Origin of the sequence: Erythrobacter sp. A6_0 (genome assembly GCF_017744235.1) — a bacterium.
Taxonomy (GTDB): Bacteria; Pseudomonadota; Alphaproteobacteria; order Sphingomonadales; family Sphingomonadaceae; genus Qipengyuania.
Genome location: NZ_JAGHQR010000002.1, coordinates 40,309 through 63,703, shown reverse-complemented (window position 1 = coordinate 63,703; position 23,395 = coordinate 40,309). Strand labels below are relative to the sequence as shown.

The 23,395-nt window shown below is 64.2% G+C and carries 20 protein-coding genes and 1 tRNA gene; 11 read left to right on the top strand and 10 right to left on the bottom strand.

Features of this window, described 5'->3' with window-relative positions; translation table 11 throughout:
* Window positions 1–32: 32 nt before the first annotated feature.
* The 8 genes from ubiA (at window position 33) to alaS (ending at window position 10,196) form a co-directional block, all read left to right on the top strand.
* Entirely contained in the window at window positions 33–944 is a 912-nt protein-coding gene (ubiA, locus tag J7347_RS05985; protein WP_209161317.1) for a 4-hydroxybenzoate octaprenyltransferase, read from the top strand.
* Between the two features lie 46 nt (window positions 945–990).
* Window positions 991–1,473: an SsrA-binding protein SmpB gene (gene smpB, locus J7347_RS05980; protein WP_067681833.1), complete on the top strand. Its 483-nt coding sequence runs from the start codon at window positions 991–993 to the stop codon at window positions 1,471–1,473.
* The gene (locus J7347_RS05975; RefSeq protein WP_245173886.1) at window positions 1,470–2,081 is read left to right on the top strand and encodes a DUF2062 domain-containing protein; all 612 of its coding nucleotides are present in this window, start codon (window positions 1,470–1,472) and stop codon (window positions 2,079–2,081) included. The genes smpB and J7347_RS05975 overlap by 4 nt, the downstream gene beginning before the upstream one ends.
* A complete protein-coding gene (locus tag J7347_RS05970) occupies window positions 2,078–4,564 on the top strand; it encodes a response regulator (RefSeq protein WP_209161316.1) in 2,487 nt (828 codons plus the stop codon). The genes J7347_RS05975 and J7347_RS05970 overlap by 4 nt, the downstream gene beginning before the upstream one ends.
* A gap of 142 nt (window positions 4,565–4,706) precedes the next feature.
* Complete coding sequence (gene recA / locus J7347_RS05965) at window positions 4,707–5,768, top strand: recombinase RecA (protein ID WP_209161315.1); 1,062 nt, start codon at window positions 4,707–4,709, stop codon at window positions 5,766–5,768.
* A gap of 242 nt (window positions 5,769–6,010) precedes the next feature.
* Entirely contained in the window at window positions 6,011–6,637 is a 627-nt protein-coding gene (locus tag J7347_RS05960) for a glutathione S-transferase (RefSeq protein ID WP_209161314.1), read from the top strand.
* Window positions 6,638–6,641: 4 nt separating this feature from the next.
* Window positions 6,642–7,469, top strand: a complete 828-nt coding sequence (locus J7347_RS05955) for a class I SAM-dependent methyltransferase (RefSeq protein WP_209161313.1) — start codon at window positions 6,642–6,644, stop codon at window positions 7,467–7,469.
* A gap of 66 nt (window positions 7,470–7,535) precedes the next feature.
* On the top strand, window positions 7,536–10,196 hold the full coding sequence (gene alaS, locus J7347_RS05950; RefSeq protein ID WP_209161312.1) for an alanine--tRNA ligase: 2,661 nt from the start codon (window positions 7,536–7,538) through the stop codon (window positions 10,194–10,196).
* A gap of 60 nt (window positions 10,197–10,256) precedes the next feature.
* Here alaS and J7347_RS05945 read toward each other — a convergent pair whose 3' ends face one another.
* The 8 genes from J7347_RS05945 to J7347_RS05910 form a co-directional block, all read right to left on the bottom strand.
* Window positions 10,257–10,439 carry a hypothetical protein gene (locus tag J7347_RS05945; protein ID WP_209161311.1) on the bottom strand — a complete coding sequence of 61 codons (183 nt, stop codon included), beginning with the start codon at window positions 10,437–10,439 and terminating at the stop codon, window positions 10,257–10,259.
* A 44-nt stretch (window positions 10,440–10,483) separates the two neighbouring features.
* Window positions 10,484–11,011 carry a hypothetical protein gene (locus J7347_RS05940; protein WP_209161310.1) on the bottom strand — a complete coding sequence of 176 codons (528 nt, stop codon included), beginning with the start codon at window positions 11,009–11,011 and terminating at the stop codon, window positions 10,484–10,486.
* A 10-nt stretch (window positions 11,012–11,021) separates the two neighbouring features.
* Window positions 11,022–12,782, bottom strand: a complete 1,761-nt coding sequence (locus J7347_RS05935) for a cation:proton antiporter (protein ID WP_067681814.1) — start codon at window positions 12,780–12,782, stop codon at window positions 11,022–11,024.
* A gap of 94 nt (window positions 12,783–12,876) precedes the next feature.
* Complete coding sequence (locus tag J7347_RS05930; protein ID WP_233999336.1) at window positions 12,877–14,457, bottom strand: bifunctional GNAT family N-acetyltransferase/carbon-nitrogen hydrolase family protein; 1,581 nt, start codon at window positions 14,455–14,457, stop codon at window positions 12,877–12,879.
* 227 nt (window positions 14,458–14,684) lie between these two features.
* Entirely contained in the window at window positions 14,685–15,905 is a 1,221-nt protein-coding gene (locus tag J7347_RS05925) for an NADP-dependent isocitrate dehydrogenase (RefSeq protein ID WP_209161309.1), read from the bottom strand.
* Window positions 15,906–16,005: 100 nt separating this feature from the next.
* Window positions 16,006–16,698, bottom strand: a complete 693-nt coding sequence (locus J7347_RS05920) for an NAD(P)H-binding protein (RefSeq protein WP_209161308.1) — start codon at window positions 16,696–16,698, stop codon at window positions 16,006–16,008.
* Between the two features lie 104 nt (window positions 16,699–16,802).
* Window positions 16,803–16,877 (bottom strand) — tRNA-Val (locus tag J7347_RS05915).
* Window positions 16,878–16,977: 100 nt separating this feature from the next.
* Window positions 16,978–17,367, bottom strand: a complete 390-nt coding sequence (locus J7347_RS05910; RefSeq protein WP_067681799.1) for a response regulator — start codon at window positions 17,365–17,367, stop codon at window positions 16,978–16,980.
* Between the two features lie 157 nt (window positions 17,368–17,524).
* Here J7347_RS05910 and J7347_RS05905 point away from each other — a divergent pair, with 157 nt between their 5' ends.
* Window positions 17,525–18,472: an N-formylglutamate amidohydrolase gene (locus J7347_RS05905; RefSeq protein ID WP_209161307.1), complete on the top strand. Its 948-nt coding sequence runs from the start codon at window positions 17,525–17,527 to the stop codon at window positions 18,470–18,472.
* Between the two features lie 231 nt (window positions 18,473–18,703).
* Here the strand turns inward: J7347_RS05905 and J7347_RS05900 are convergent, their stop codons facing one another.
* The gene (locus J7347_RS05900; RefSeq protein WP_209161306.1) at window positions 18,704–19,495 is read right to left on the bottom strand and encodes a SapC family protein; all 792 of its coding nucleotides are present in this window, start codon (window positions 19,493–19,495) and stop codon (window positions 18,704–18,706) included.
* 85 nt (window positions 19,496–19,580) lie between these two features.
* Entirely contained in the window at window positions 19,581–21,020 is a 1,440-nt protein-coding gene (locus tag J7347_RS05895; RefSeq protein WP_245173885.1) for an FAD-binding oxidoreductase, read from the bottom strand.
* A 185-nt stretch (window positions 21,021–21,205) separates the two neighbouring features.
* Between J7347_RS05895 and J7347_RS05890 the strand changes: the two genes are divergently transcribed.
* Both J7347_RS05890 and J7347_RS05885 read left to right on the top strand, forming a co-directional pair.
* The gene (locus J7347_RS05890) at window positions 21,206–21,814 is read left to right on the top strand and encodes a hypothetical protein (protein ID WP_067681776.1); all 609 of its coding nucleotides are present in this window, start codon (window positions 21,206–21,208) and stop codon (window positions 21,812–21,814) included.
* A 127-nt stretch (window positions 21,815–21,941) separates the two neighbouring features.
* Window positions 21,942–23,387, top strand: coding sequence for a DEAD/DEAH box helicase (locus tag J7347_RS05885; protein ID WP_209161304.1), 1,446 nt, complete (start codon window positions 21,942–21,944; stop codon window positions 23,385–23,387).
* Window positions 23,388–23,395: the final 8 nt, after the last annotated feature.

Below are 23,395 nucleotides of genomic sequence, written 5' to 3'. Positions count from 1 at the left end.
CTGTTGGCGATGCGGACAGTAGGAGGCAAGCCATGCCAGCCAGCAATTCCGACATCGTTCCCGATAGCGAGCATCGCGGTCTTGTCGCGCGCCTGCCGCAGAATTTGCGCGACCTCGCGATGCTGGCGCGTTTCGATCGGCCGATCGGCTGGTGGCTCCTGTTCTGGCCGTGTGTCTGGGGCGTCTGGCTGGCGGGGGCGGGCTGGCAGGTCGCGCTGCTCGGCTGGCTGCTGCTCGGCGCGATCGCGATGCGTGGGGCAGGCTGCGTCTATAACGACATCGTCGACGCCGATCTGGACCGGAAGGTGGCGCGCACGGCCAGCCGTCCGGTGGCGAGCGGCAGAGTATCGAAAAAGCGGGCGTGGGCCTGGCTGCTGGCGCTCTGCCTTGTCGGCCTGGCCGTGTTGCTGCAATTGCGGGCCCTCGCGCAGATCGTCGCTCTGGCGAGCCTGGCGCTGGTCGCCGCTTATCCTTTCATGAAACGCATTACCTGGTGGCCGCAGGCCTGGCTCGGGCTGGTCTTCACCTGGGGGCTGCTCGTCGGCTGGACCCAATTGCGGGCCGATAATTGGGACGCGCTTGCCGCCATGTATATCGGATCGGCGCTTTGGGTGATCGGATACGACACGATCTATGCGCTGCAGGACCGCGAGGACGATGCGCTGGTCGGCATCAGGTCGAGCGCGCTGAGGATGGGCGGTTTCGTGAAGGGCGGCGTGGCGCTGTGCTATGGGGGCGCGATGGCGCTCTGGGCGCTTGCCTTCTGGCTCTACCGCGCGGACTGGATCGCGCTGCTGGCGCTGATTCCGGCGGCGGGGCATCTGGCGTGGCAGATCGCGACGCTGGACGAGAGCGATCCCGACAACCCGCTGGCCCGCTTCCGCTCCAACCGTTGGACGGGCGCGCTGGTCGCAGCAGCCTGTTTCGTCGTCGGAAACGCGTAAGGCCCCCTTGGCGTAAGCCCTTCGAAAGCCTATCTGCGGCCCCCATATGGCCCGCCCCAAACCGACCACCTTCGACAAGCAACGCGTCGCCGCCGACAATCGGCGCGCGAAGTTCGATTATCATATCGAGGACACTTACGAAGCCGGCCTCGCTTTGCAGGGGACCGAGGTGAAAGCCCTGCGCGCCGGCGAGGCGAGCATCAAGGAAAGCTATGCCGAGGTGCGCGACGGGCAGGTGTGGCTGATCAATGCCAACATCCCCGAATATTCGCACGGCAACCGCCTCAACCACGAACCGCGCCGCCCGCGCAAACTGCTACTCCATTCGCGCGAGATCGAGCGCATGTTCGGCGCGGTCGAGCGCAAGGGGATGACGCTGGTGCCGCTGTCGGTCTATTTCAATTCGACCGGGCGCGCGAAGGTGGAACTGGCGCTGGCTAAGGGCAAGCAGGCGCACGACAAGCGCGAGGCGGTCAAGGATCGCGACTGGAAGCGCGACAAGGCTCGCCTGATGCGAGAACGGGGTTGAGCGACCGACGCTCCAAGACTTTCATGGCGGACCTGATCCGCAAATACATGCCCTCGCGCGAGGAGATGGCCGAAAATCGCTGGCTGTCGCCGATCGCGCATCGTTTCCTCAGCCCGGAATTATGGCGCTTCACGCGTCGCTCGGTCCCGCGCGGCGTGGCTCTGGGCCTGTTCGCGGCCTTCATCGTGCCGCTGGGGCAGATCTTTCTTGCCGCATTTTTGGCCTTGCCCTCGCGCGCCAACGTGCCGCTCGCCGCGCTGGTGACCTTCGTGACCAATCCCTTCACCTTCCCCTTCTGGGCAGTGATGGCCAACCGCACGGGGGCCTTCGTTCTCAATCTCGACAATGCCGTCGGCGGGGATGCGGCGCGCGAGATCGCGCATGATGGCGGCGCGCTGGCGGGCTGGTTCGAACTGGCCGGCGTGACCGCTTTCGGCTTCGTGGTGCTGGCGATCGTTAGCGCTGCGATCGGGTATCTGATGGCCAGCCTGATCTGGCGCCTGATGGTGGCGCGCAAGCGCACAAACCGCCTTCGCGACATGGCTCAGCGCTGCGATCCGCTGAAGGGCGAAGCGGTGGGCAGCGAACCGACACAGGGCGAGGCATGATCACACGCTTCGCCGATGGGTCCGACCGCTTGCCCCCCTTGCCGTTGATGGCGGGATTGCTGGGCGCGGCGCTGCTGTCCGCCATTCTGATCTGGCTGGTCGGAGGCTCGATGCTGGTCGCCGCGGCCTATGCCGGTGGCCTTCTCGTGCTGATCCTGGCGCTGCTTCTGACGAACGGTTTGCGAGGCGCGGCAGAGCAAGACGGCCACGGCCAGCCGGACTGGTCGGTCACGCATGCCGCGATAGAGAATCGTCGGCGCGCCATCGCGATTACCGATCGGGCCAATCGCGTCGTATGCTCCAACACGTGTTACGACCAGTGGTTCGGTGGCGAGGCTGCGCCTCCGGAGCTGGGTTTCGACGAATCCGATCGCGACAGGCTGACCGGCGCTGCCCGGGGCGCGTGGCGGGACGGTGTCGGGACCGCGGAAGATCTGACCTTCGCCGCTTCCGGCAAGAATTATAAACTGGAAGTCGAGCGCAGCGGCCGGGGTGAGGACTATCTCGTCTGGCGGTTTACCGAAATGGTGGTCGCCAACAGCTATGACGGTGTGGCGGAGCGGATTTCCGGACCGTTCGGCTATATGATGTCGCGCGCCGGCCTCGAAGTCGCCCTGGTGGCGAGCGATGGCGTGGTGATGGCCCATACGCCGGGCATGGCGACCCGGGCGATGGGTACGCCCGATGCGGATCTGAGGGGCAGCGAGTTCGTCCAGTTGCTGCGTACCGACGATCGCGACCGAATCTTCTTCGCCCGCGAAGGCCAGCAGGGCACTCCGCAGACGCTCGTCCAGGTTTCATTGGAGCCGGATCGCAAATCACGCCAGCAGGGGCAGCCGCCTGCGCCGTCCACCATGGTTTTGATCGACGGGCAGGTCGGTATCGGCAACCGGCCCGATGGCGCCCAGTCGGCCGCGATCCCCCAGTTGGAAGCGCTGCTGTCGGCCCTGCCGCTCGGCCTCGCGCTGACCGATCGCGACGGGCGTTTCCTGTTCGCCAACAAGGCATTCCTGCGCGCGGTGGAGCGCGAGCAGCAGGGGTTACCGCAATACCCGTCCGATCTCGTCGTCCGCGAAGACAAGGGCGTGCTGTCGGACACAGTGCGCCGTTTCGCGCGCGGTTCTGCGGCAAGCGGGGACATGGCCGTAAGGCTGGCGGGCGACAAGGAGGAGCCGATCTCGCTGGGCCTTGCGGGAGTCCGCGGGCTGGGCGATGCGGCGGTGCTGTTATCCTTGAGCGATTCGACCGAGGAGAAGCGCCTGCGCCGTCAGGTCGCGCAGGCCACCAAGATGCAGGCGGTCGGCCAGCTGGCGGGCGGGGTCGCGCACGATTTCAACAACGTGCTGACCGCGATCATCGGCTATTGCGACCTCATGCTGCTGCGCCATACGCCCGGCGACAGCGATTACGACGACATCCAGCAGATCAAGGCCAATTCCAACCGCGCCGCCAGCCTCACGCGGCAATTGCTCGCCTTCAGCCGCCAGCAGACCTTGCGGCCGGTCGTGTTGCAATTGCCGGATGTGGTGAGCGAGGTCAGTCAGCTCCTCAAGCGGCTGATGGGCGACAAGATCGAATATTCGATCCGTCACGATCGCGAGCTGGGCCCGGTGCGCGCCGATCCGCAGCAATTGGAACAGGTCATCATCAATCTGGCCGTGAATGCGCGCGACGCGATGCATTCCTACGGCCAGAATGCGCCCAACGACTGGAAGGGCCGCCTGACGCTGGCAACAAGGCGGGTTTCGGCGCGCGACGTGCGGAAAATGGGCATCGATATCATGCCCGCCGACGATTACACCGTCCTGATCGTACAGGACACGGGTGGCGGCATCCCGCGTGACGTGATCAACAAGATCTTCGAACCGTTCTTCACCACCAAGGAACAGGGCAAGGGCACCGGGTTGGGCCTGTCGACGGTCTACGGGATCGTGAAGCAGTCGAACGGCTTCATCTTCGCGGACAATGTCCAGGGACCGGGCGGCAATCCGGTAGGCGCGCGCTTCACCATGTATCTGCCCGTCCATCGCGGCGAGATGCCGCGCGCAGCCAAGCCGCGCCGCGACGAAAGCGAAAAGGCCAGCGAATGGTCGGCAGGCGGCAAACTGCTTCTGGTGGAGGACGAGGATACGGTCCGCGCCGTGGCGGAACGGGCGCTCACGCGCGCAGGCTATGCCGTCACGACGGCCAGCGACGGCGAGATCGGGCTGGGCATCGTCGCCAATTCTGGCGAACAATTCGATCTCGTCGTGTCGGACGTGGTCATGCCGGTGATGGACGGCCCCGCCATGGCGCGGGCGATCCGCCGCGTGCAGCCGGACATCCCGATCCTCTTCATGTCGGGATACGCCGAAGAGCATCTGCGCAACGAAATCGATATCGAAAACATGCACTTCATCCCCAAACCGTTCAGCGTCCAGCAGATCAACGCCAAGGTGGCCGACGTGCTGAGCCTGCAGAAGCGCAAGCGCGAAAAGGCCTGACGGGTCGGCGTTTGCGAACGCCGCGAAGGGCGCTGCACAAAGATTCTTTTCGTTCCCCTCTTGTTCTCTGGAACAGAAGTGGTACATACCGCTTCGGTTGAAGAGTCGATCGCGGCTCTAGGCAGATAGGAAGGGACATGTCATGGCGGCCAGTCTGAAGCTCGTGGACAGCAAGGAAAAATCCGTGGACCGTCAAAAGGCACTCGACGCCGCGCTCGCGCAGATCGATCGCGCGTTCGGCAAAGGCTCGGCGATGAAGCTGGGTCAGAAGGAAGCGATGAATGTGGAGTCGATCTCCACCGGATCGCTCGGTCTCGACATCGCATTGGGCGTGGGCGGCCTGCCTAAGGGCCGCGTGATCGAAGTGTACGGGCCGGAAAGCTCGGGCAAGACCACGCTGGCGCTGCACGTTTTGGCTGAAGCGCAGAAGCAGGGCGGCACCGTCGCCTTCGTCGATGCGGAACACGCGCTCGACCCGGTCTATGCCCGCAAGCTGGGCGTCGACATCGACGAGCTTATCGTGTCGCAGCCCGATACCGGCGAACAGGCGCTGGAGATTGTGGACACGCTGGTGCGCTCCAATGCGATCGACGTGCTGGTGGTCGATTCGGTCGCCGCGCTGGTTCCGCGCGCGGAAATCGAAGGCGAGATGGGCGACAGCCATGTCGGCCTCCAGGCGCGCCTGATGTCGCAATCGCTGCGCAAGCTCACCGGCTCGATCAACCGCTCGAAGTGCATGGTGATCTTCATCAACCAGCTGCGCATGAAGATCGGCGTCATGTACGGCAATCCGGAGACGACGACGGGCGGCAACGCGCTGAAGTTCTACGCTTCGGTCCGTCTCGACATCCGCCGCACCGGTCAGATCAAGGACCGGGACGATATCATCGGCAATTCGACTCGCGTGAAAGTGGTCAAGAACAAGGTTGCCCCGCCGTTCAAGCAGGTCGAATTCGACATCATGTATGGCGAAGGCATCTCCAAGATCGGCGAGATCCTCGATCTCGGCGTCAAGGCGGGCATTGTCGAAAAGTCGGGCTCCTGGTTCAGCTATGACAGCATCCGCATCGGCCAGGGCCGCGAGAACGCGAAGAACTATCTTAAAGAGCATTCCGACGTTTGCGACCGGTTGGAAGCCGCCATTCGCGGCAAAACCGACGAAGTCGCCGAGGAGATGATGACCGGTCCTGACGCGGAGGACTAAGACCCATCTTCTCAAGCGGGTGCCGCGGCCTTCCTACCTACAGGCCGAGTCCCGAAAAAGGCATCCGAAAACGCGGAAAGCCGGTGCTGGCGAGGGCTGTCCAAAAAGTCCCTCGCAGCGCCGGCTTTTCGCGTTTCAGGCCGCAGGCTTCGTCTCTCGCGTATCCGGCTTGCCCCAGCTCATTGGCCATCACGCTTTCTCTCGACTACATGACATGCGAACCAGCTTTCGGGAGCGCGCGCATGACCATCACCGTCCACCATCTCAACAACAGTCGTTCGCAGCGCATTCTCTGGCTGCTGGAAGAACTCGGAGCTGAATACGAGATCGTATCCTACCAGCGCGATGCCACCACCAATCTCGCGCCGCCAGAATTGAAGCAGGCGCATCCGCTCGGCAAATCGCCCCTGATCGAGGATGCGGGGCGCAGCGTCGCGGAAAGCGGGGCGATCATCCAGTATCTGTGCGAGCGGCATGGCGGGCAGAGCTGGCTTCCCGATCCCACCAGCGATGCGCATATCGATCATCTTGAATGGATGCAGTTCGGCGAAAGCAGCTTCTTCGTTCCCGTCATGCTCAAAATCTATGCCGGGCGCCTTGGCGAGGCCGCAGCGCCGCTTATGCCTCGCATCGAAGAGCAGCTCGTGGCGCATATCGACTATGCGGAAAGCCGGATATCCGACGATCTCCATTTCGTCGGCGAGGATTGGTCCGCCGCCGATGTAATGATGAGCTTCCCGGCCGAAATCGCCGTGATGCAGGGCTATGCCGACCGCGCACCGAAACTCGCGCGCTTCGTGGAAGCGGTTCACGCCCGCCCGGGCTGGCAGCGTGCCCGCGAACGCGGCGGCCCCTATTTCGTATGGTGAGGCCATGACCGGCGCTGGTGAGTGGACTGGCCGCGTCGGCGGCGTGTGGGCCAAAGAATGGCAGCGCACCGATCGCAGCTTCGGCGAGCTGACCGATCGCCTGCTTGATCCCACCGCTCTAAGCAGCTTCTCGCATGCGCTCGATATCGGCTGCGGTGCAGGCGAGATTTCGATCGCTCTCGCGACCCGCAATCCCAATGCTGCAATCACCGGACTCGATATCTCGTCCGATCTTCTCGCCATCGCCCGAGAACGCGCTGCGGAATTACCGAATGTCGCCTTTCATCATGCCGATGCTGCCACCTGGCATCTCGACAAGGCGGCAATCGCGCCAGATCTCCTGATCTCGCGCCACGGGGTCATGTTCTTCGATCATCCAGTCGCCGCTTTTGCGCATCTTCGCTTACTAGCTTCCACAAACGCCCTGCTCCGCTTCTCCTGCTTCCGCGAACGAAACGCGAATGGCTGGGCTGAATTGTTGCAAGGCATTCTGCCGGAGCCGCTCTCCAAGCCCGATCCGCATGCGCCCGGACCGTTCGCCTTCGGCAACGAAGATCGGGTGAGCGTGATCCTCCGCGATGCGGGCTGGAAAGACATCGCCTTCGAACCTGTCGATTACGCCATGATTGCAGGCGAAGGCGAGGGCGCAGTCGAAGAGGCGGTGGCCTATTTCCTGCGGATCGGCCCGGCCGCCAGCGCCATAGCCGCTCTCGACGGGGCGGCGCGCGAGCGGGCCGTCGCGAATCTGCGCGCCATGCTCGCGGATCATCGCGAGCAGGACAGGATCGTGCTCCCCGCGGCGACCTGGATCGTCACCGCAAACGCGGGATGACCAACTCCGTTCGGCGCATGCCATTCCCGGCTTGTCGCTAGCCGTCCGATTGCCTAACTGCCGGGCATGACTTCGACCAACGACATCCGCCGCTCCTTCCTCGATTATTTCGCCGGTCAGGGGCACAAGGAAGTCGCCTCCGCGCCGCTCGTCCCCTTCAGCGATCCCACCTTGATGTTCGTCAACGCGGGGATGGTGCCGTTCAAGAATTCGTTCACCGGCCTCGAAAGCCCGCCCGCGCCGCGCGCGACAAGCGCGCAGAAATGCGTGCGCGCCGGCGGCAAGCATAACGATCTCGACAATGTCGGCTACACCGCACGGCACCACACATTCTTCGAAATGCTGGGCAATTTCAGCTTCGGCGATTATTTCAAGGAACAGGCGATCCACCACGCATGGACGCTGCTGACCAAGGAATGGGGCCTCGATCCCGAGCGCCTGCTGGTCACCGTCTATCACACGGACGACGAAGCGTTCGACCTGTGGAAGAAGCTCACCGGCTTTGCGGATGAGAAGATCATCCGCATTCCGACCAAGGACAATTTTTGGGCGATGGGTTCGGATGGGCCGTGCGGACCGTGTTCGGAGATCTTCTACGATCACGGCGATCACATCTGGGGCGGCCCTCCCGGATCGCCGGAGGAAGACGGCGATCGCTTCGTCGAGATCTGGAACCTCGTCTTCATGCAGTTCACGCAGGAAGCAGACGAGATCGTCGGCGATCTGCCCAAGCCCAGCATCGACACCGGGATGGGGATCGAGCGCGTCGCGGCGGTGATGCAGGGCGTCCACGACAATTACGATACCGATACGTTCAAGGCCCTTATCGCGGCGAGCGAGGGGCTGACTGGCGTGAGGGCCGAGGGCGAGCGCACGGCCAGCCATCGCGTGATCGCAGACCATCTGCGTTCCACCAGCTTCCTGCTGGCGGATGGCGTGCTGCCGTCGAACGAAGGGCGCGGATACGTCCTGCGCCGGATCATGCGCCGCGCGATGCGGCACGCGCATCTGCTCGGCGCGGACAAGCCGCTGATGCACCGCCTCGTGCCCGAACTGGTGAGCGAGATGGGTGCGGCCTATCCCGAACTCGTGCGCGGACAGGCGCTGATCCAGGAGGTTCTCGAGCGCGAGGAAACGCAATTCCGCCGCACGCTCGACAAGGGGTTGCGTCTGCTCGACGAAGAAACGGGCGATCTGGGCGAGGGCGGCACGCTGCCGGGCGAGACCGCGTTCAAGCTCTACGACACTTATGGGTTTCCCTACGACCTCACCGAAGACGCGTTGCGCAGCCGGGGCATCGGTGTCGATCGCGAAGGCTTCGACACTGCGATGGCGCAGCAGAAGGCCGCCGCGCGCGCCGCGTGGAAGGGTTCGGGCGAAGCGGCGAGCGACGAGGTCTGGTTCGACATCGCCGAACGCGAGGGTTCGACCGAATTTACCGGCTACAGTTCGACCACGGGCGAGGCGGCGGTGGTCGCGATCGTGAAGGATGGCGCGGAGATCGAGCGTGCGGTCGCAGGCGATCAGGTGATCGTGCTGACCAACCAGACGCCGTTCTATGGCGAAAGCGGCGGGCAGACCGGGGATGCGGGCCGCATCTGGACGCCGGAGGGCCTCGAATTCGCCGTCGAAACGACGAACAAGCCGCTTGGCCGCCTGCACGCCCATGTGGGCGCGGTGGTAAAGGGTGAGGTGAAGGTGGGCGATGCGGTTCATCTCGCCATCGATGCCGAACGGCGCGACCGTATCCGCGCGAACCACTCCGCGACGCACCTCGTCCACGCGGCCCTGCGCAACACGCTGGGAGAGCATGTGACGCAGAAGGGCTCGCTGGTGGCGGACGATCGCTTCCGCTTCGATTTCTCGCATCCCAAGCCGCTGAGCACAGAGGAAATTGCGGAAGTCGAATCCGAAGTGAATGCGGAAATCCGCGCCAACGAGCAGGTTTCGACCCGGCTCATGACGCCGGACGATGCCGTGGCGGCAGGCGCGCTCGCGCTGTTCGGCGAGAAATACGGCGACGAGGTGCGCGTGCTCTCGATGGGCCGCAAACCCGATGGCAGCCGCAATTTCTCGGTCGAATTGTGCGGCGGCACCCATGTCGAGGCGACGGGCGATATCGGCCTGTTCCACATCGTGTCGGACAGCGCGGTGAGTTCCGGCGTGCGGCGGATCGAGGCGCTGACCGGCGATGCGGCGCGCCGCTGGCTTCTGGCGCGGGACGAGGCGGTGAAAGCGATCGCCTCCGCGCTGAAGACCGCGCCCGACGATGCCGCCGCGCGCGTGGCGGCGCTGGTCGATGAGCGCAAGCGGCTCGAAAAGGAATTGGCCGAAGCCAAGCGCGCTCTTGCGCTGGGTGGGGGCGGCGGGGCCGGCCCGGCGCAGGCCGCGGACGAGGATGTTGGAGGGGTGACCTTTTCCGGTCAGGTCATCGAAGGGCTCGACCCCAAGGAATTGCGGCCCCTGCTAGACGACGCGAAGACCCGCATGGGATCGGGCGTGGCGGCGGCATGCGCCGTTAACGAAGGCAAGGCTGCCTTCGCCGTCGCGGTTACCGACGATCTGACCGGTCGCTTCAGCGCCGTCGATCTCGTGCGCCTCGGCGTCTCCGCTCTTGGCGGTAAGGGCGGCGGTGGGCGGCCTGATATGGCACAAGGTGGTGGGCCGGACGGCTCGCAGGCCGATGCCGCCATCCAGGCGGTACGCGACGCACTGGTTTCCGCATAAGAAAACCGCCCGCATCGGATTGGATACGGGCGGTTCTCAATTAAGTCTGTCGCGATCGGATCAGGCGCCGGGCGTCTTCTTCGTGACGCCGCTGCTACCCTGTTCGAGATCGTTGCCGCCGGTATCGCCGGGCTGGCCGCGGCCCTGATCGACCTTGGCCTTGCTCTTCAACGGATCCTGCACATTCTGCGGCTTGAACTTCTCGTCGTTCGGAGTCGGCTTGGTGGGATCGGGATTGCTCATCTGAAATTCTCCTTTCCCTTCCAATGCATGAGCGCGCCGATCGTTCACATATTCTCGGTAAGGGAGCCTTGCCGCAGGCTGGCATAGATGGTTTTCAGCTGCCGCTCGCAGGCTGCCAGTCCGTCGGCCTCCTTCAGACTTTCGCGACTGGCCGCGATGGATTCGAGGTGAGCGATGACGGGACCGGCTCGCTCGCCGGCGCCTAGCGTTTGGGCACGGCGAGCGAGGAACAGCAGGTCGCTGACCGGTCGCATCGCCAGAAAGGTCTCGACCATCGGCGTAAGAAGGCCGGGCTCGTCGCGCCAGTCGGTCCCGCCGAAGAGCGTTTCGACCACGTGCTGGCCTGCCCCGAAGCATTCGTACCGGATGCAGCCTGCAAAACCCTGTTCCGCCCTGTCTTCATAGATCGTGCATAGGCCATCCGCCGCCAGCTTTTGGCAGGGTTCGCCAGCCTGTTTGCATGCGGAAAAGCCGGGCATATCGTCGGAAGGGTAGGCGATGCAGCACAGCGCCGCGCATCGCCCGCAATCTGCGCGGGTCTCGATCGGGCGGCCCATCTCTGCCACTCCCATCACCTGCCCGTCAGTCGCTCGCCGTGCTGCTGCGCAATTTGGGGCGATAGCTGAGCGCGCCTTCCTGCTCGATCTTCACTCGGTATTCGTCGCGCTGTTCGTGGATGGAGGCGATCACCGGACCCATCGGCACGCCGATATCGACGAGGACGGCCTCGCTCAATTGTAGCGAGCTTTCGAGCGTTTCGGGCACGGCATGGCTGGCGCCCGAGCGATAGAGTTCGGCTGCGTGCCCGGTATCGCGAGCGCGCGCGACGATCAGCAATTGCGGATAGGCCTTGCGCAGTTTCGATACGAGCCGCGCGGCGAGCACCGGCTCGTCCATGGTGAGGACCACGGCGAGCGCGCTTTCGATGCCCAATTTGTCGAGCGCATCGCTGCGCGACGCATCGCCGAAGGCCGCGCGGAAGCCGCGTCGCTTGGCGCTGGCGATCAGATCGGCGTTCGAATCGATCGCGACATAGGGTTTGTCGTGCGTTTCCAGCATGCGCGCGATCAGGCGCCCCACGCGGCCCGCGCCGATGATGATGACGCGCGGCTCGCCTTCATCCTCGGGCGGCAATTCGGGCATGGGTTCGACCCGCCGGGCGATGGCGCGCCCTACCAGAGCGAGCACCGGCGTGATCGTCAGGCCGATCGCGGTCACGATCTGCCAGAATTGCGCCGTGCCTGGCTGGATCAGCAGCGCGGAACTGGCCGCAGCGAGAACGATCAGGGTGGTTTCCGAAGGGCTCGCCATGAGGATACCCGTCTCCGCCGCGGTGGACCGGCGCGCCCCCATCAGGCGCAGGAGAATGCCGGTGACGAGCGCCTTGAACACCAGAACGCCCACCACGGCTGTGGCGATCGAGGCCAGATTTTCCCAGATCGTGGCGAGATCGATGCTCATCCCCACGGTGATCAGGAAGATGCCCAGCGCGAGGCCCTTGAACGGCTCGATGATCGATTCGACCTCGCCGTGATATTCGGTTTCCGCGATCAGCAGGCCGGCAATCAGAGCGCCGACGATGGGCGAAAGACCCGCGAGCGCCGTGGCAAGGCTGGCCCCGATCACCACGAGCAGGCTGGCGGCGAGGAACAGTTCCGGGCTCTTGGTGCGCGCGGCCTGGGCGAACAGGCGGGGCAGGGCGATCCGCCCTGCGATCAGCAGCACCGCGATCACCACTCCGCCGATCACCAGCGTGTCGACCAATCCCTCCCACCCTTCGGCCTGCGCGGTGGGCGCCATGGCGCCGAGGATGAAAATGATCGGGACGATCATGATATCCTCGAACAGGAGCATCGACAGCGCCGAGCGTCCGACGGGCGAATGCGTGCCCGATATCGGCAGGACGATCGCAGTCGAGGAGAAGGCGAGCGCGAAGCCGAGCGCCAGCGCCCCGGTCCAATATTGCCCGATCATGGCGAGGAAGATCGCGAGGACCACGCCGGTGACGAGCAGTTCCAGCGCGCCGAGGCCGAAGACCAGTCTTCGCATCTGCCACAGGCGTTTGAAACTGAGTTCCAGCCCGATGGTGAACAGCAGCAAGATGATCCCGAACTCCGCGAAAGGTTCGAGCGCTTCGGGATCGGTTATCGTTATATGGCTGAGCCACGGTCGCTCGTACACGAGCTGCCCCAGCCCGAACGGGCCGACCGCGATGCCGATCAGGATGAAACCGATGACGGGCGTGATGCGGAAGCGGGTGAAGACCGGGATGACGATCCCCGCCGCGCCGAGGATCACCAGCGCGTCGGATATCATCGGGGTCGCTTCGATCTCGCCGGCCATGGGACAATCCTAGAGTGCAGGGCGCGAATGCGCCAGTGCTGCGGTTGCGAGATTTTTCAAGCGCGACCCGCGAAGGTGCGCGAGGCGGGGAGATTCAGCCCCCGCCGACGGTCTGCGGCCCGAGCGGTTCGGCGCGCGGGCGGGTCTTGCCCGGATGCGTGCCGTCCTCGTCCCACTCGATGCGGTAGAGATCGAACCGGCGATCCGCCAGATTGCGCACAGTGCCTTCGGCGCGCGCCCAGCTGAGATCGGCGAGATTGATGTCGCTGATGGTCAGCGTCTCGACATTCTCGCTGGCTTCCGCCGCGATCCCGTCGCGCGCGAAGGGGAAGTCGCAGGGCGTCAGGATGCAGCTCTGCGCGTACTGGATGTCCATATTGGCGACGTTGGGCAGGTTGCCGACATTGCCGGACAGGACCACAAAGCACTGGTTTTCGATCGCCCGCGCCTGCCCGCAATAGCGCACGCGCAGATAGCCCTGGCGGCTGTCGGTGCAGAAGGGCACGAAGATGATCCGCGCGCCTTCGTCGGCCAGCTTGCGGCTCAGTTCGGGAAATTCGCTGTCATAGCAGATCTGCACGCCGATCGGGCCGCAATCGGTCTGGATCACGTCGATCGTGTCGCCGCCGCGAATGTTCCACCAATAGCGCTCGTTGGGCGTGGGGTGGATCTTTTCCTGTTCATGCACCGATCCGTCGCGCAGGCAGACATAGGCGACGTTGTGAATGTCGCCATCGTCCATCCGGGTCGGGTGCGATCCGCCGATGATGTTGATGTTGTAGCGCATCGCCATTTCGGACAGGTCGGCGCGGATGCGGGGCGTGTATTCGGACAGACGCTCGATCGCCGCGACGGGCGAAAGTTCTTCCGGCTCGAAGCTCAACAGCTGAAGCGTGAACAGTTCCGGGAAGACGATGAAGTCCGATTCGTAGTCCGAAGCGACGCCGACGAAATACTGGATGGCGCGCAGGAATTCGTCGTAATCGGCGACCGCGCGGGCCTGCAACTGGCAGGTCGCCACCCGCACCGCTTCGACACCGCGCGGCAGGCGCTTCTTCACCGGCTGGTCGCGCTCCACATAGGGATTGCGCCACACCATCATCACTGCGTTCCCGCGCGAGGCCTTGTCCTCGGGCAGATATTTGCGCATCACTTCGCGCGGTTCGAACCCGTTGGCGAGCTGGAAGCGCAAGACCGGATCGTGCAGCTTTCCGGCGACCAGACGTTCGAGATAATCTTCGGGGCTTTCCACCTTGTCGGTCTTGCGGCGGCGCGCGCGGTCGTAACCCGGCATCCGCCCACCGAAGACGATGCCGGTCAGGTCTTTTTCTTCCGCCAGAGAGCGGCGCTCTTCGTAAAGGCGGCGCCCGATGCGCACCCCGCGCACCTTGGGATCGACGCACATCTCGTACCCGTATAGCCAGTCCCCCGTCGGATCGTGACGGCTGCCATATCCGTTGCCGGTGATCTCGTCCCAATCGTGCGGCGCGAAGGCCACCGGCTCGGGCAATTGCATCGAGGCGCAATAGCCCACCACTTCGTCATCGAGCAGGGCGACGAAGCAGCCTTCCTGGAAATTGTTGATCTGGCCGCGGATTTCGCTCTGCTTGTAGGGCGGAAGCTCGGTGTAGACGCGGCGGATCAGCGCGGCGATCCCGCGGATATCCTTGATCATCGCCCGGCGCACGACGAGGCGGGCCTTGCCGACGCGCTCCTCGTCCTTTTTCGCAGCCTTGCGCTTGGTGGGAGTTTTCGCGGTGGGTTTGTTCGCCATGGAGCCTTCGCCCGTTCAGGGGAGTGAATGGGCGGAGCGCCCCCCGCCGCTCCGCACCGTCTAGTCAGGCCGGACGTTGTGACGCCCGGCCTCGTAAGTCGGTCCCTCCTGATGGAGGGACAGTCGGATCAAGCCGCTTTCGTCATCTCTTTTTCGAGATTGGTGACGATAGCTTCGAAGAACTGCTCGGTGGTGAGCCAGCTCTGGCCCGGACCGATCAGCAAAGCGAGATCCTTGGTCATTTGGCCGTTTTCGACCGTCTGGATGCAGACCCGCTCCAGCGTCTCGGCGAACTTCACCACATCGGGCGTATCGTCGAACTTGCCGCGATAGATCAGGCCGCGCGTCCAGGCGAAGATGCTGGCGATCGGATTGGTCGAAGTCGCCTTGCCTTCCTGGTGCTGGCGATAGTGGCGGGTGACGGTGCCGTGGGCGGCTTCGGCTTCCACGGTCTTGCCGTCGGGCGAGAGCAGCACGCTGGTCATCAGGCCGAGCGAGCCGAAGCCCTGCGCTACGACGTCCGACTGCACATCGCCGTCATAGTTCTTGCAGGCCCAGACGAACTTGCCGCTCCACTTGAGCGCCGCGGCGACCATGTCGTCGATCAGGCGGTGTTCGTAAGTGATGTTCGCTGCCTTGAACTTGTCGGCGAATTCGGCGTCGAACACTTCCTGGAACAGGTCCTTGAAGCGGCCATCGTACTTCTTGAGGATGGTGTTCTTGGTCGAAAGATACACCGGCCATCCGCGATCGAGGCCGTAATTGAAGCTGGCGCGCGCGAAATCGCGGATCGATTCGTCGAGATTGTACATCGCCATGGCGACGCCCGACTGCTGGAACTCGAACACGTCGAGATCGATTTTCTCGCCATCCTCGCCTTCGAAGACGAGGCGCAGCTTGCCCGCGCCGGGGATCAGCGTGTCCTTGGCGCGGTATTGGTCGCCGAAGGCGTGGCGGCCGACCACGATGGGGTCGGTCCAGCCGGGAACCAGGCGCGGCACGTTGTCGATCACGATCGGCTCGCGGAAGACCACGCCGCCAAGGATGTTGCGGATGGTGCCGTTGGGGCTGACCCACATCTTCTTGAGGTCGAATTCCTCGACGCGGGCTTCGTCGGGCGTGATCGTCGCGCATTTCACGCCGACGCCGTATTCCTTGATCGCATTGGCGGCATCGACGGTGATCTGATCGTCGGTCGCATCGCGGCTTTCGATCGACAGGTCGTAATATTTCAGGTCGATATCGAGATAGGGGAGGATGAGCCGCTCGCGAATCCACTCCCAGATGATCTTCGTCATTTCGTCGCCGTCGAGTTCGACGACCGGGTTCTTGACCTGAATTTTCTGCATGATGGCCCTGTCTCTTGAATGTCGGAAAAAGGTTTGCGCGGGCTTTAGCAGAGCCGCGCCAGTGCGCAACCGGGGCGCCGCACGGACGTAGCGGCAATCGTTAGTGCGGCAGGAATTCGTCGAGGAGGGCAGTGGGCCTCTCGAGCGAATTCGCTTCGGGGCGCGCGATGAAGGGGGTGTTGTGGATCCAGTCGTCACCCATCGCGCAATCGATCAGAAATTGCGCGAGATCGGCGCGGCGTGTGCGCAGGCTGTCGGGGGGAAGATCGTTCTCCGCCACCTGGAGATCGCCGCTGAGCGGTTCGTCGAGCAGCCAGCCGGGGCGGGCCGCCGTCCAGTCGATATCGACCGAACCGCTCAGCACGCGCTCCATTTTGCGCATGTCCCCGAACAGATTGGCGAGCGGCACTGAAGCGGCGCGAAACCATTCGGGAACGCTCGCCGATCGATCGGCAAAGGCCGCGCTGATCACTACGAGGCGTTTTACGCCGGTGTCGCGCATGGCCTCGACGATCCGCTGTGTGCCGCGCGAATAGAGCGGCGGCGGATCGGCGAGCGTCGACAGGTCGCGGCCCGGACCCACGGTGGAAATCACGGCATCGCAGCCTTGTATCACCGATACGAGATCGCCTTCGAGCAGATCGGCGGTGACGCGCTCCAGCCGTTCGTCGCTGATCGCATCGTCGGGCCATTCGCGTTCGGCGCCGCGCACTGCGATCCCGCGCGCAAGGGCTTGGTCGACGACCAGCGAGCCGACGCCGCCGGTCGCTCCGAAAAGGCAGAGTTTCGTCATATCCGGTCAACTCGCCGGAAAGGCCGACGATCCCGGTGCTGCGTGCGGATACGAAAAAGCCCGCCAAAGGGCGGGCTCCTGCGTCATGCGCCTAAATCATACGATGGTGGGCGTACCAAGGATTGAACTTGGGACCCCTACGATGTCAACATAGTGCTCTACCACTGAGCTATACGCCCGCACCATCGCTTACGCGCCAGCCCTGAAGGCTGCGCAGGCGGGCCATCTAGCGAGCGGCCCGGCCCCATGCAAGACACAATTTGTCTTGCCCGCAATCGCCTAGAGCGACGCGGAAATCCGGTCTTCCAGAACGCGCTCCACTTCGAGGACGAGATCCTTGAGGTGGAAGGGCTTGGACAGGACGCGCGCCTGCGGCTGATCGCGGCTGGCCTTGAGGGTGACGGCGGCGAAGCCGGTGATGAACATCACCTTCGTATCGGCGCTGATCTCGTTGCAGCGCTGCGCCAGTTCGATTCCGTCCATTTCGGGCATCACGATGTCCGACAGGAGCAGGTCGTAGCGGTTCGTTTCGAGCAAAGGCAGGGCCGCCGTGCCGCGATCGACGGAATCGACCGCGTAGCCGGCTTTCTCCAGCGCACGCTCCAGATAGGTGCGCATGGCATCGTCGTCTTCCGCGAGAAGGATGCGGGTCTGATGAGGTTCGGTCATGGGCGCGTGATACCAGCAAGCTCTTAAGAAATCTTGCCACTTGATCGCGCGCGGCGGGTCGCTGGTCGCTTATTTCGTCCGCCGATGCGCTGGCGATCCCGGGTCCGCAATGCGAACGCTTTGACAGGAGAGCGCTGACGGCCCAAATCCCTAGGCTATGCCAGCTCCATCCCTTCCGCGTCCGACCGCGCCTTTGCAGAGCGGTGGGCGGATACCCGGCAGCGATGATGCGGCGTTCGGCCTGATGGTCGGCGAAACGGCGACCGTTCCCATAGTCATCGGCGCGCCGCATGGAGGGCGCAGCTACCCTGATGCGGTCGTGCAAAGCATGCGCGAGCCGGATCGCGCGAAGCTCAAGCTTGAAGACCGGCTGATCGACATCATGGCGCAGGAAGTGGCGCAGGCGACCGGCGCGCCGCTGATCATGGCGCAGGCCCCACGCGCGATGATCGATCTCAATCGCTCGCCCGACGATATCGACTGGTCGATGATCCGGGGGCGGACCGTACCCAACCATCCGACCGGCGCGGTCAATCGCCGCGCGCGCACCGGGCTGGGGCTGGTCCCGCGCCGGCTCCCCGGAATGGGCGAGATCTGGAAGGGCACGCTTGAGCGTGCGGAGCTCGACGAGCGGATCGATTCGATCCACAAACCCTATCACGCCGCGCTCGGCCTGCTTCTCGAACGAGTGCGTGACGAATGGGGCGCGGTGCTGCTGATCGATCTGCATTCCATGCCGCCTCTCAAATCCGACGGGCCGGGCGAGCCTGCGGCCGAATTCGTAGTCGGAGACCGGTTCGGATCGTCCTGCGGCGACGGTCTGGCGGCGGCGGCGCTGACGTTCCTGTGCGCGGCGGAACGGCGGGTGGCGCATAATCGGCCCTATTCGGGCGGCTATGTGCTCGACCGGCATGGCGCGCCGCGCAGAGGCATTCATGCGATGCAGCTCGAGATCTGCCGATCGACCTATCTGGATGCACAGATGCGAGAGGCCGGGCCGCGATTCATGGGCGTGGCGCGCCTGCTCGGCCAGATGGTGCGCGCGCTGGCGGCGCAGGTCGCGAATACGAGTTCGGGCGACATTTTCCGCCACGCCGCGGAATAGGAGTTTCGCGCGCCGTCACCCCAACAAAAAACCACCCCGTGCATGAAGCACGGAGTGGCCAAGGTTCAGGGAGGAGATGCGCTTTCGCGCATCGGCCGGAAGCGCCATGAGGGAAGCGGCTTCCGGTACTCGCTAAATGGGTGGGGACGCGCCCCGTTCAAGACCCGGATCGGCGGTGGGCGCATGCCCGCCACCGTTCATCGCAGGTCTCGAAAGGGCGTTGCCCGCCTGTCAGTTGGCAGTCTGCTGGCCCGCGAACGCGTCCGGCGCGGTGCCCTGCTCGACCTGGCGCGAGAAGATCGCGCGCATCATGTCGAGCGAGAAGATATGCGCGTGGATCAGCATCATAAGGCCGTTATCGGACCACTTCTTCGCCGTCTCGGCATCGATTTCGCGCAGCTTTTCCTGATTGACCATCTGGAAGCCGCGATAGGTGTAGGGCGTGTCGGGCGCTTCCTGACGCGAGATCGACATTTCGCCGTCCATCAGCAGGTCGGCATTCTTCAGCTCTTCCATGAACGCCTTGGTGCGCTGGCCGGCGGCTTCGAACTGTTCGCAGAAATCGAGGATCTGCTGGGTCGCCTGGGTCACCTTGCCTTCGTCGTCGAACAGGCGTTCGCCTTCCTCGAATTCGCCGATAACCTTGTCCTGGGTAGGGTCGAAGCACAGCGACAGCTCGTCCGCATCGGGGCGCAGCTTGGCCAGCATGAAGGGATAGCGGCGGATATAGGCGGGGATGTAGACCGGCTCGTTCACCTTGCCCTGATCGTCGACATAGGTGTTCACGCCTTCGTTGAGGCCCATCAGGCAGAGCGGAAGCGGCTGTTCGCCTGAACTGAACACGATCGGGAAATTGCGCTGCGCCTGGACGAATTCGTCGACCGTCAGGGGCACGGCGTGCTGGTTCTTCAGGAACCCGGCATCGTCGATCTGCTTGGTGCGGAACTTGCCGTGATCGCGGCTGTTGAGCGGCATCAGGTCGTTGTAGAACAGGGGCAGGGTGGGCTGCGGCGCGCTGGCCATGGGTGATCTCCGGATCGGTCTGAATGTGGCGTTGCGCGCATTGGTTCGGTTGGACCCGCCCCCCGGCACGCGTGAAGCGCGCGCTTTACGGAGAGTCCGGCGCGGAGGCAAGCGGGAGCAATTTGCCCGGATTGAGGATGCCGCGAGGATCGAGCGCCTGCTTGACCGCACGCATCGTCGCCAGCGCCACCGGATCGCCGAGCCGCTGCAATTCGTCCACCTTCACCTGACCGATCCCATGTTCGGCGCTGATCGATCCGCCGTATTGGGTGACGAGGTCGTAGACGAAGGAACTGACCTCCTTCGCCTGGGAGGCTTCCCATTCCGCCCGGTCGCTGCCGCGCGGGGCGAGGACGTGGAAGTGGACGTTGCCGTCTCCGAGATGTCCGAAAGCGATCGCGTCGTGATCGGGGAAACGCGCTTCGACCGCGGGCACCGCCTCGGTGACGAAATCCGCCATGCGCGCCACGGGCACGGAAATGTCGTGCTGCGCCGCCGGGCCGATCGCGCGTTCGGCGGGCGCGATCGATTCGCGCAGCAGCCAGAATTGTTCGGCCTGATGCTCGTTCGCAGCGATGGTCGCATCTTGGAGCAGATCTTGTTCCAGCGCGCTTTCGAGCAGAGTCTGGGCCACAAGATCGAGCCTGTCGTCCGCGCCCTCCTGCACCACAAGCTCGATCAGCGCGTGCCATTCATGTTCGCCGCGCAAGGGGCTGCGCGCATCGGGCAGGTAATCGAGCACGGCGGCAAGCGAATGGCGTGGAACGACTTCGAAACCTTCCAGCAAATCGCCTGCATGGGCCTCGCAATGAAGCAGCAGCTCGCGCGCCTGACGGATCGAGCCAAGCCCCGCCCACAACACGCGCCGACCCCCGATTTCGGGAAGCAGGCGCAGGGTCGCGGCGGTAACGATTCCCAACGTCCCTTCCGAACCGATCAGGAGCTGTTTGAGGTCGAAACCGCGATTGTCTTTCTTGAGCGGCGTGAGCGTGTCGAGCACGCTGCCATCGGCCATGACCGCCTCCAATCCCAGAACCTGCGCACGCATCGATCCGTGGCGCAGCACCTGTGTCCCGCCCGCATTGGTCGAGACGAGGCCGCCCACGGTAGCCGATCCCTTGCCGCCCAATGTCAGCGGGAAGCGCAAGCGCTCCATCTCGACGGCGTCGTGGAGGGTCTGAAGCACTACGCCCGCATCGCACACGATCTCCCGCGCCTTGGTGTCGAGCGAGCGGATCGCGTCGATTCGCCGCAGGCTGAGAAGCAGGGCGGTGCCGCTGTCATCGGGTGTGGCACCGCCCGACATGCCGCTATTCCCGCCCTGCGGCACGATCGGCACGCGGTGTTCTTGGCACAGTCTCACCAATGCGGCGACTTCCTCGGTCGAGGCGGGCGAGGCGAGGCCGAGCGCCTTGCCGGTAAAGCGGCCGCGCCAGTCGGTCAGCCACGGTTCGACCAGTTCGGGATCGACAGTGAAGCCGCGCGGGCCGAGCAGTGTGCGGACCTGTTCGATGAACGAAGACATTGGGTGGGCGGGATGATTCATGGTGGTCGATATGCCACACCTCTTCGCTCCAGCGCCACCGCGTTGGGGCGCAGGGGTGCAATTAAGCGCGCGTTCAAGCATTCAGGGGCAGGGCGACCTGCGACGAGACCGCCCGCGCACATTCGCGCTCGCGCGGCGATTGGAGGGACTTTCAGCTTCTGCCCATGGCCAGCCTAGCCATCTTCCTGTCCCCTTTGCTTTTGTTGGCGACCTCCGCAGTCGATAAGCCTGTGGCCGATGGCGTCGTGGTGAACAGCCAGGTCCACACGCAACAAGATGCGCCTGCGCGCCTGACGGAAGAGGCGGCGCGGCGCCGGAACGACATGTCGCAGAGCGCTGCGCCCTGGTGGGTTCGCTTCGCGCCCGATTTCCGCCCACAGACTGCCAATCAGGTGCGGATCGAACGCCGGGTGATCGTGCGGATTTCGCCGCGCGCCGTACCCCCGCAGAGCTTCGCGCCCGCTGCTGCCCAGACGCGCGCGCCGGTTCGGTTCGTGACGCGCCCGATGGACGATTGCCTGCCCGTTTCCGCCATCGCGGGTGTCAGGGCCAGCACCGGAAATCGTCTGCTGCTCTATCTGCGCGATCGGCGGCTGATCAGCGCGCAGCTCGAACGGTCCTGTTCGGCGCGCGACTATTATTCGGGCTTTTATTTCGAGCCCAACGAGGACGGGCGGCTCTGCGTCGATCGCGATCGGCTGCTGTCGCGTACGGGGGCGAAATGTTCCCTGTCCGATATGTCGCAGCTGGTGGCGGTCTCCGGCGGCGAGTAACCGCTGCGATTTCTTGACTTGACGGCGATTTTGCGCCAAGGGCCGCGCCGCGTGCGGACCTTTCCCGCGCACCTCGTTTCTCGACCCTTTCCCCGGACTCCACACTCCTGACCCGAAGCGGACCTGCATGACCTTTGCCGATCTCGGCCTTTCCGAAAAACTCCTCGATGCGGTCGAAGCCGCCGGTTATACCGAGCCGACCGCGATCCAGGCCGAGGCGATCCCGCCGGTCCTGATGATGAAGGACATCATCGGCATCGCGCAGACCGGTACCGGCAAGACCGCCAGTTTCGTGCTTCCGATGATCGATATCATGGCCGCCGGACGCCGCCGCGCGCTGATGCCGCGCAGCCTGATCCTGGCGCCGACCCGCGAACTGGCCGCCCAGGTGGCTGAAAATTTCGAGAAATACGGCAAGAACCATGATCTGAAGCTCGCGCTGCTGATCGGCGGCGTGCAGATGGGCGATCAGGTCAAGGCGCTGAATGAAGGCGTCGATGTGCTGATCGCCACGCCGGGCCGGTTGATGGACCTGTTCGAGCGGGGCAAGATCCTGCTGAACGGGTGCGAACTGCTCGTGATCGACGAAGCGGATCGCATGCTCGACATGGGGTTCATTCCGGATATCGAATTCATCTGTTCCAAGCTTCCCGATGCGCGCCAGACGCTGCTGTTCAGCGCCACCATGCCGCCGCCGATTCAGAAGCTGGCGAAGAAATTCCTCACCGATCCCAAGCGGATCGAAGTCAGCCGCGCGGCCAGCACCAATAAGGACATCACCGCCTTCAAGGTGATGACCAAGGCGCGGGGCAAGGCCGATACGCTGCGCTGGTTGCTGTCCCACGATCTTGTCGAAACCGCTATCGTCTTCGCCAACCGCAAGACCACGGTTCGCGACCTGAACAAGAGCCTGCAGCGCGACGGTTTCCGCAGCGGAGAAATCCATGGCGACATGGACCAGTCCAGCCGTTTGCAGGAACTGGATCGCTTCAAGAAGGGCGAGGTCAATATCCTCGTCGCCAGCGACGTCGCCGCGCGCGGGCTCGACGTGAAGGGCGTCAGCCACGTCTTCAATTACGATACGCCCTGGCATCCCGACGATTACGTGCACCGCATCGGTCGTACCGGCCGCGCGGGCGCCAAGGGACGCGCGTTCACTTTCGTGACCCCGGAAGATGCCGAGGCGATCGACAATGTCGAGAAGCTGACCGGAAATCCGATCAAGGTGTTCGGGCAGGAGGACGTGCGCGTCGAACTGCGCGATCCTTCGCAGGACAAGGCGGAAAAGACCGACGAGCCGCGCGACGAAAAGCCCGCGCGCAAGAGCCGCCGCAAGAACGAAGAGCGCGACGACAGCGCTCAGGAACCGTCGCCTAAGGACAAGCCGCGCCGTGGCCGGTCTCGCACCGAAAAGAACGACGAGCGGGACTCCGATCGGAACGAGGAGCGCGCTGCCGCTCCGCGTGAAGAGCATCGGGACAAGCGCCGCGACGATCAGCGCGACGAAACCGTGCCCGCAGGCGAATGGAACGGGCCGCGCCCGACCTTCCTCGACGTGTCTGCTCTGGGTTGATCGCTTCG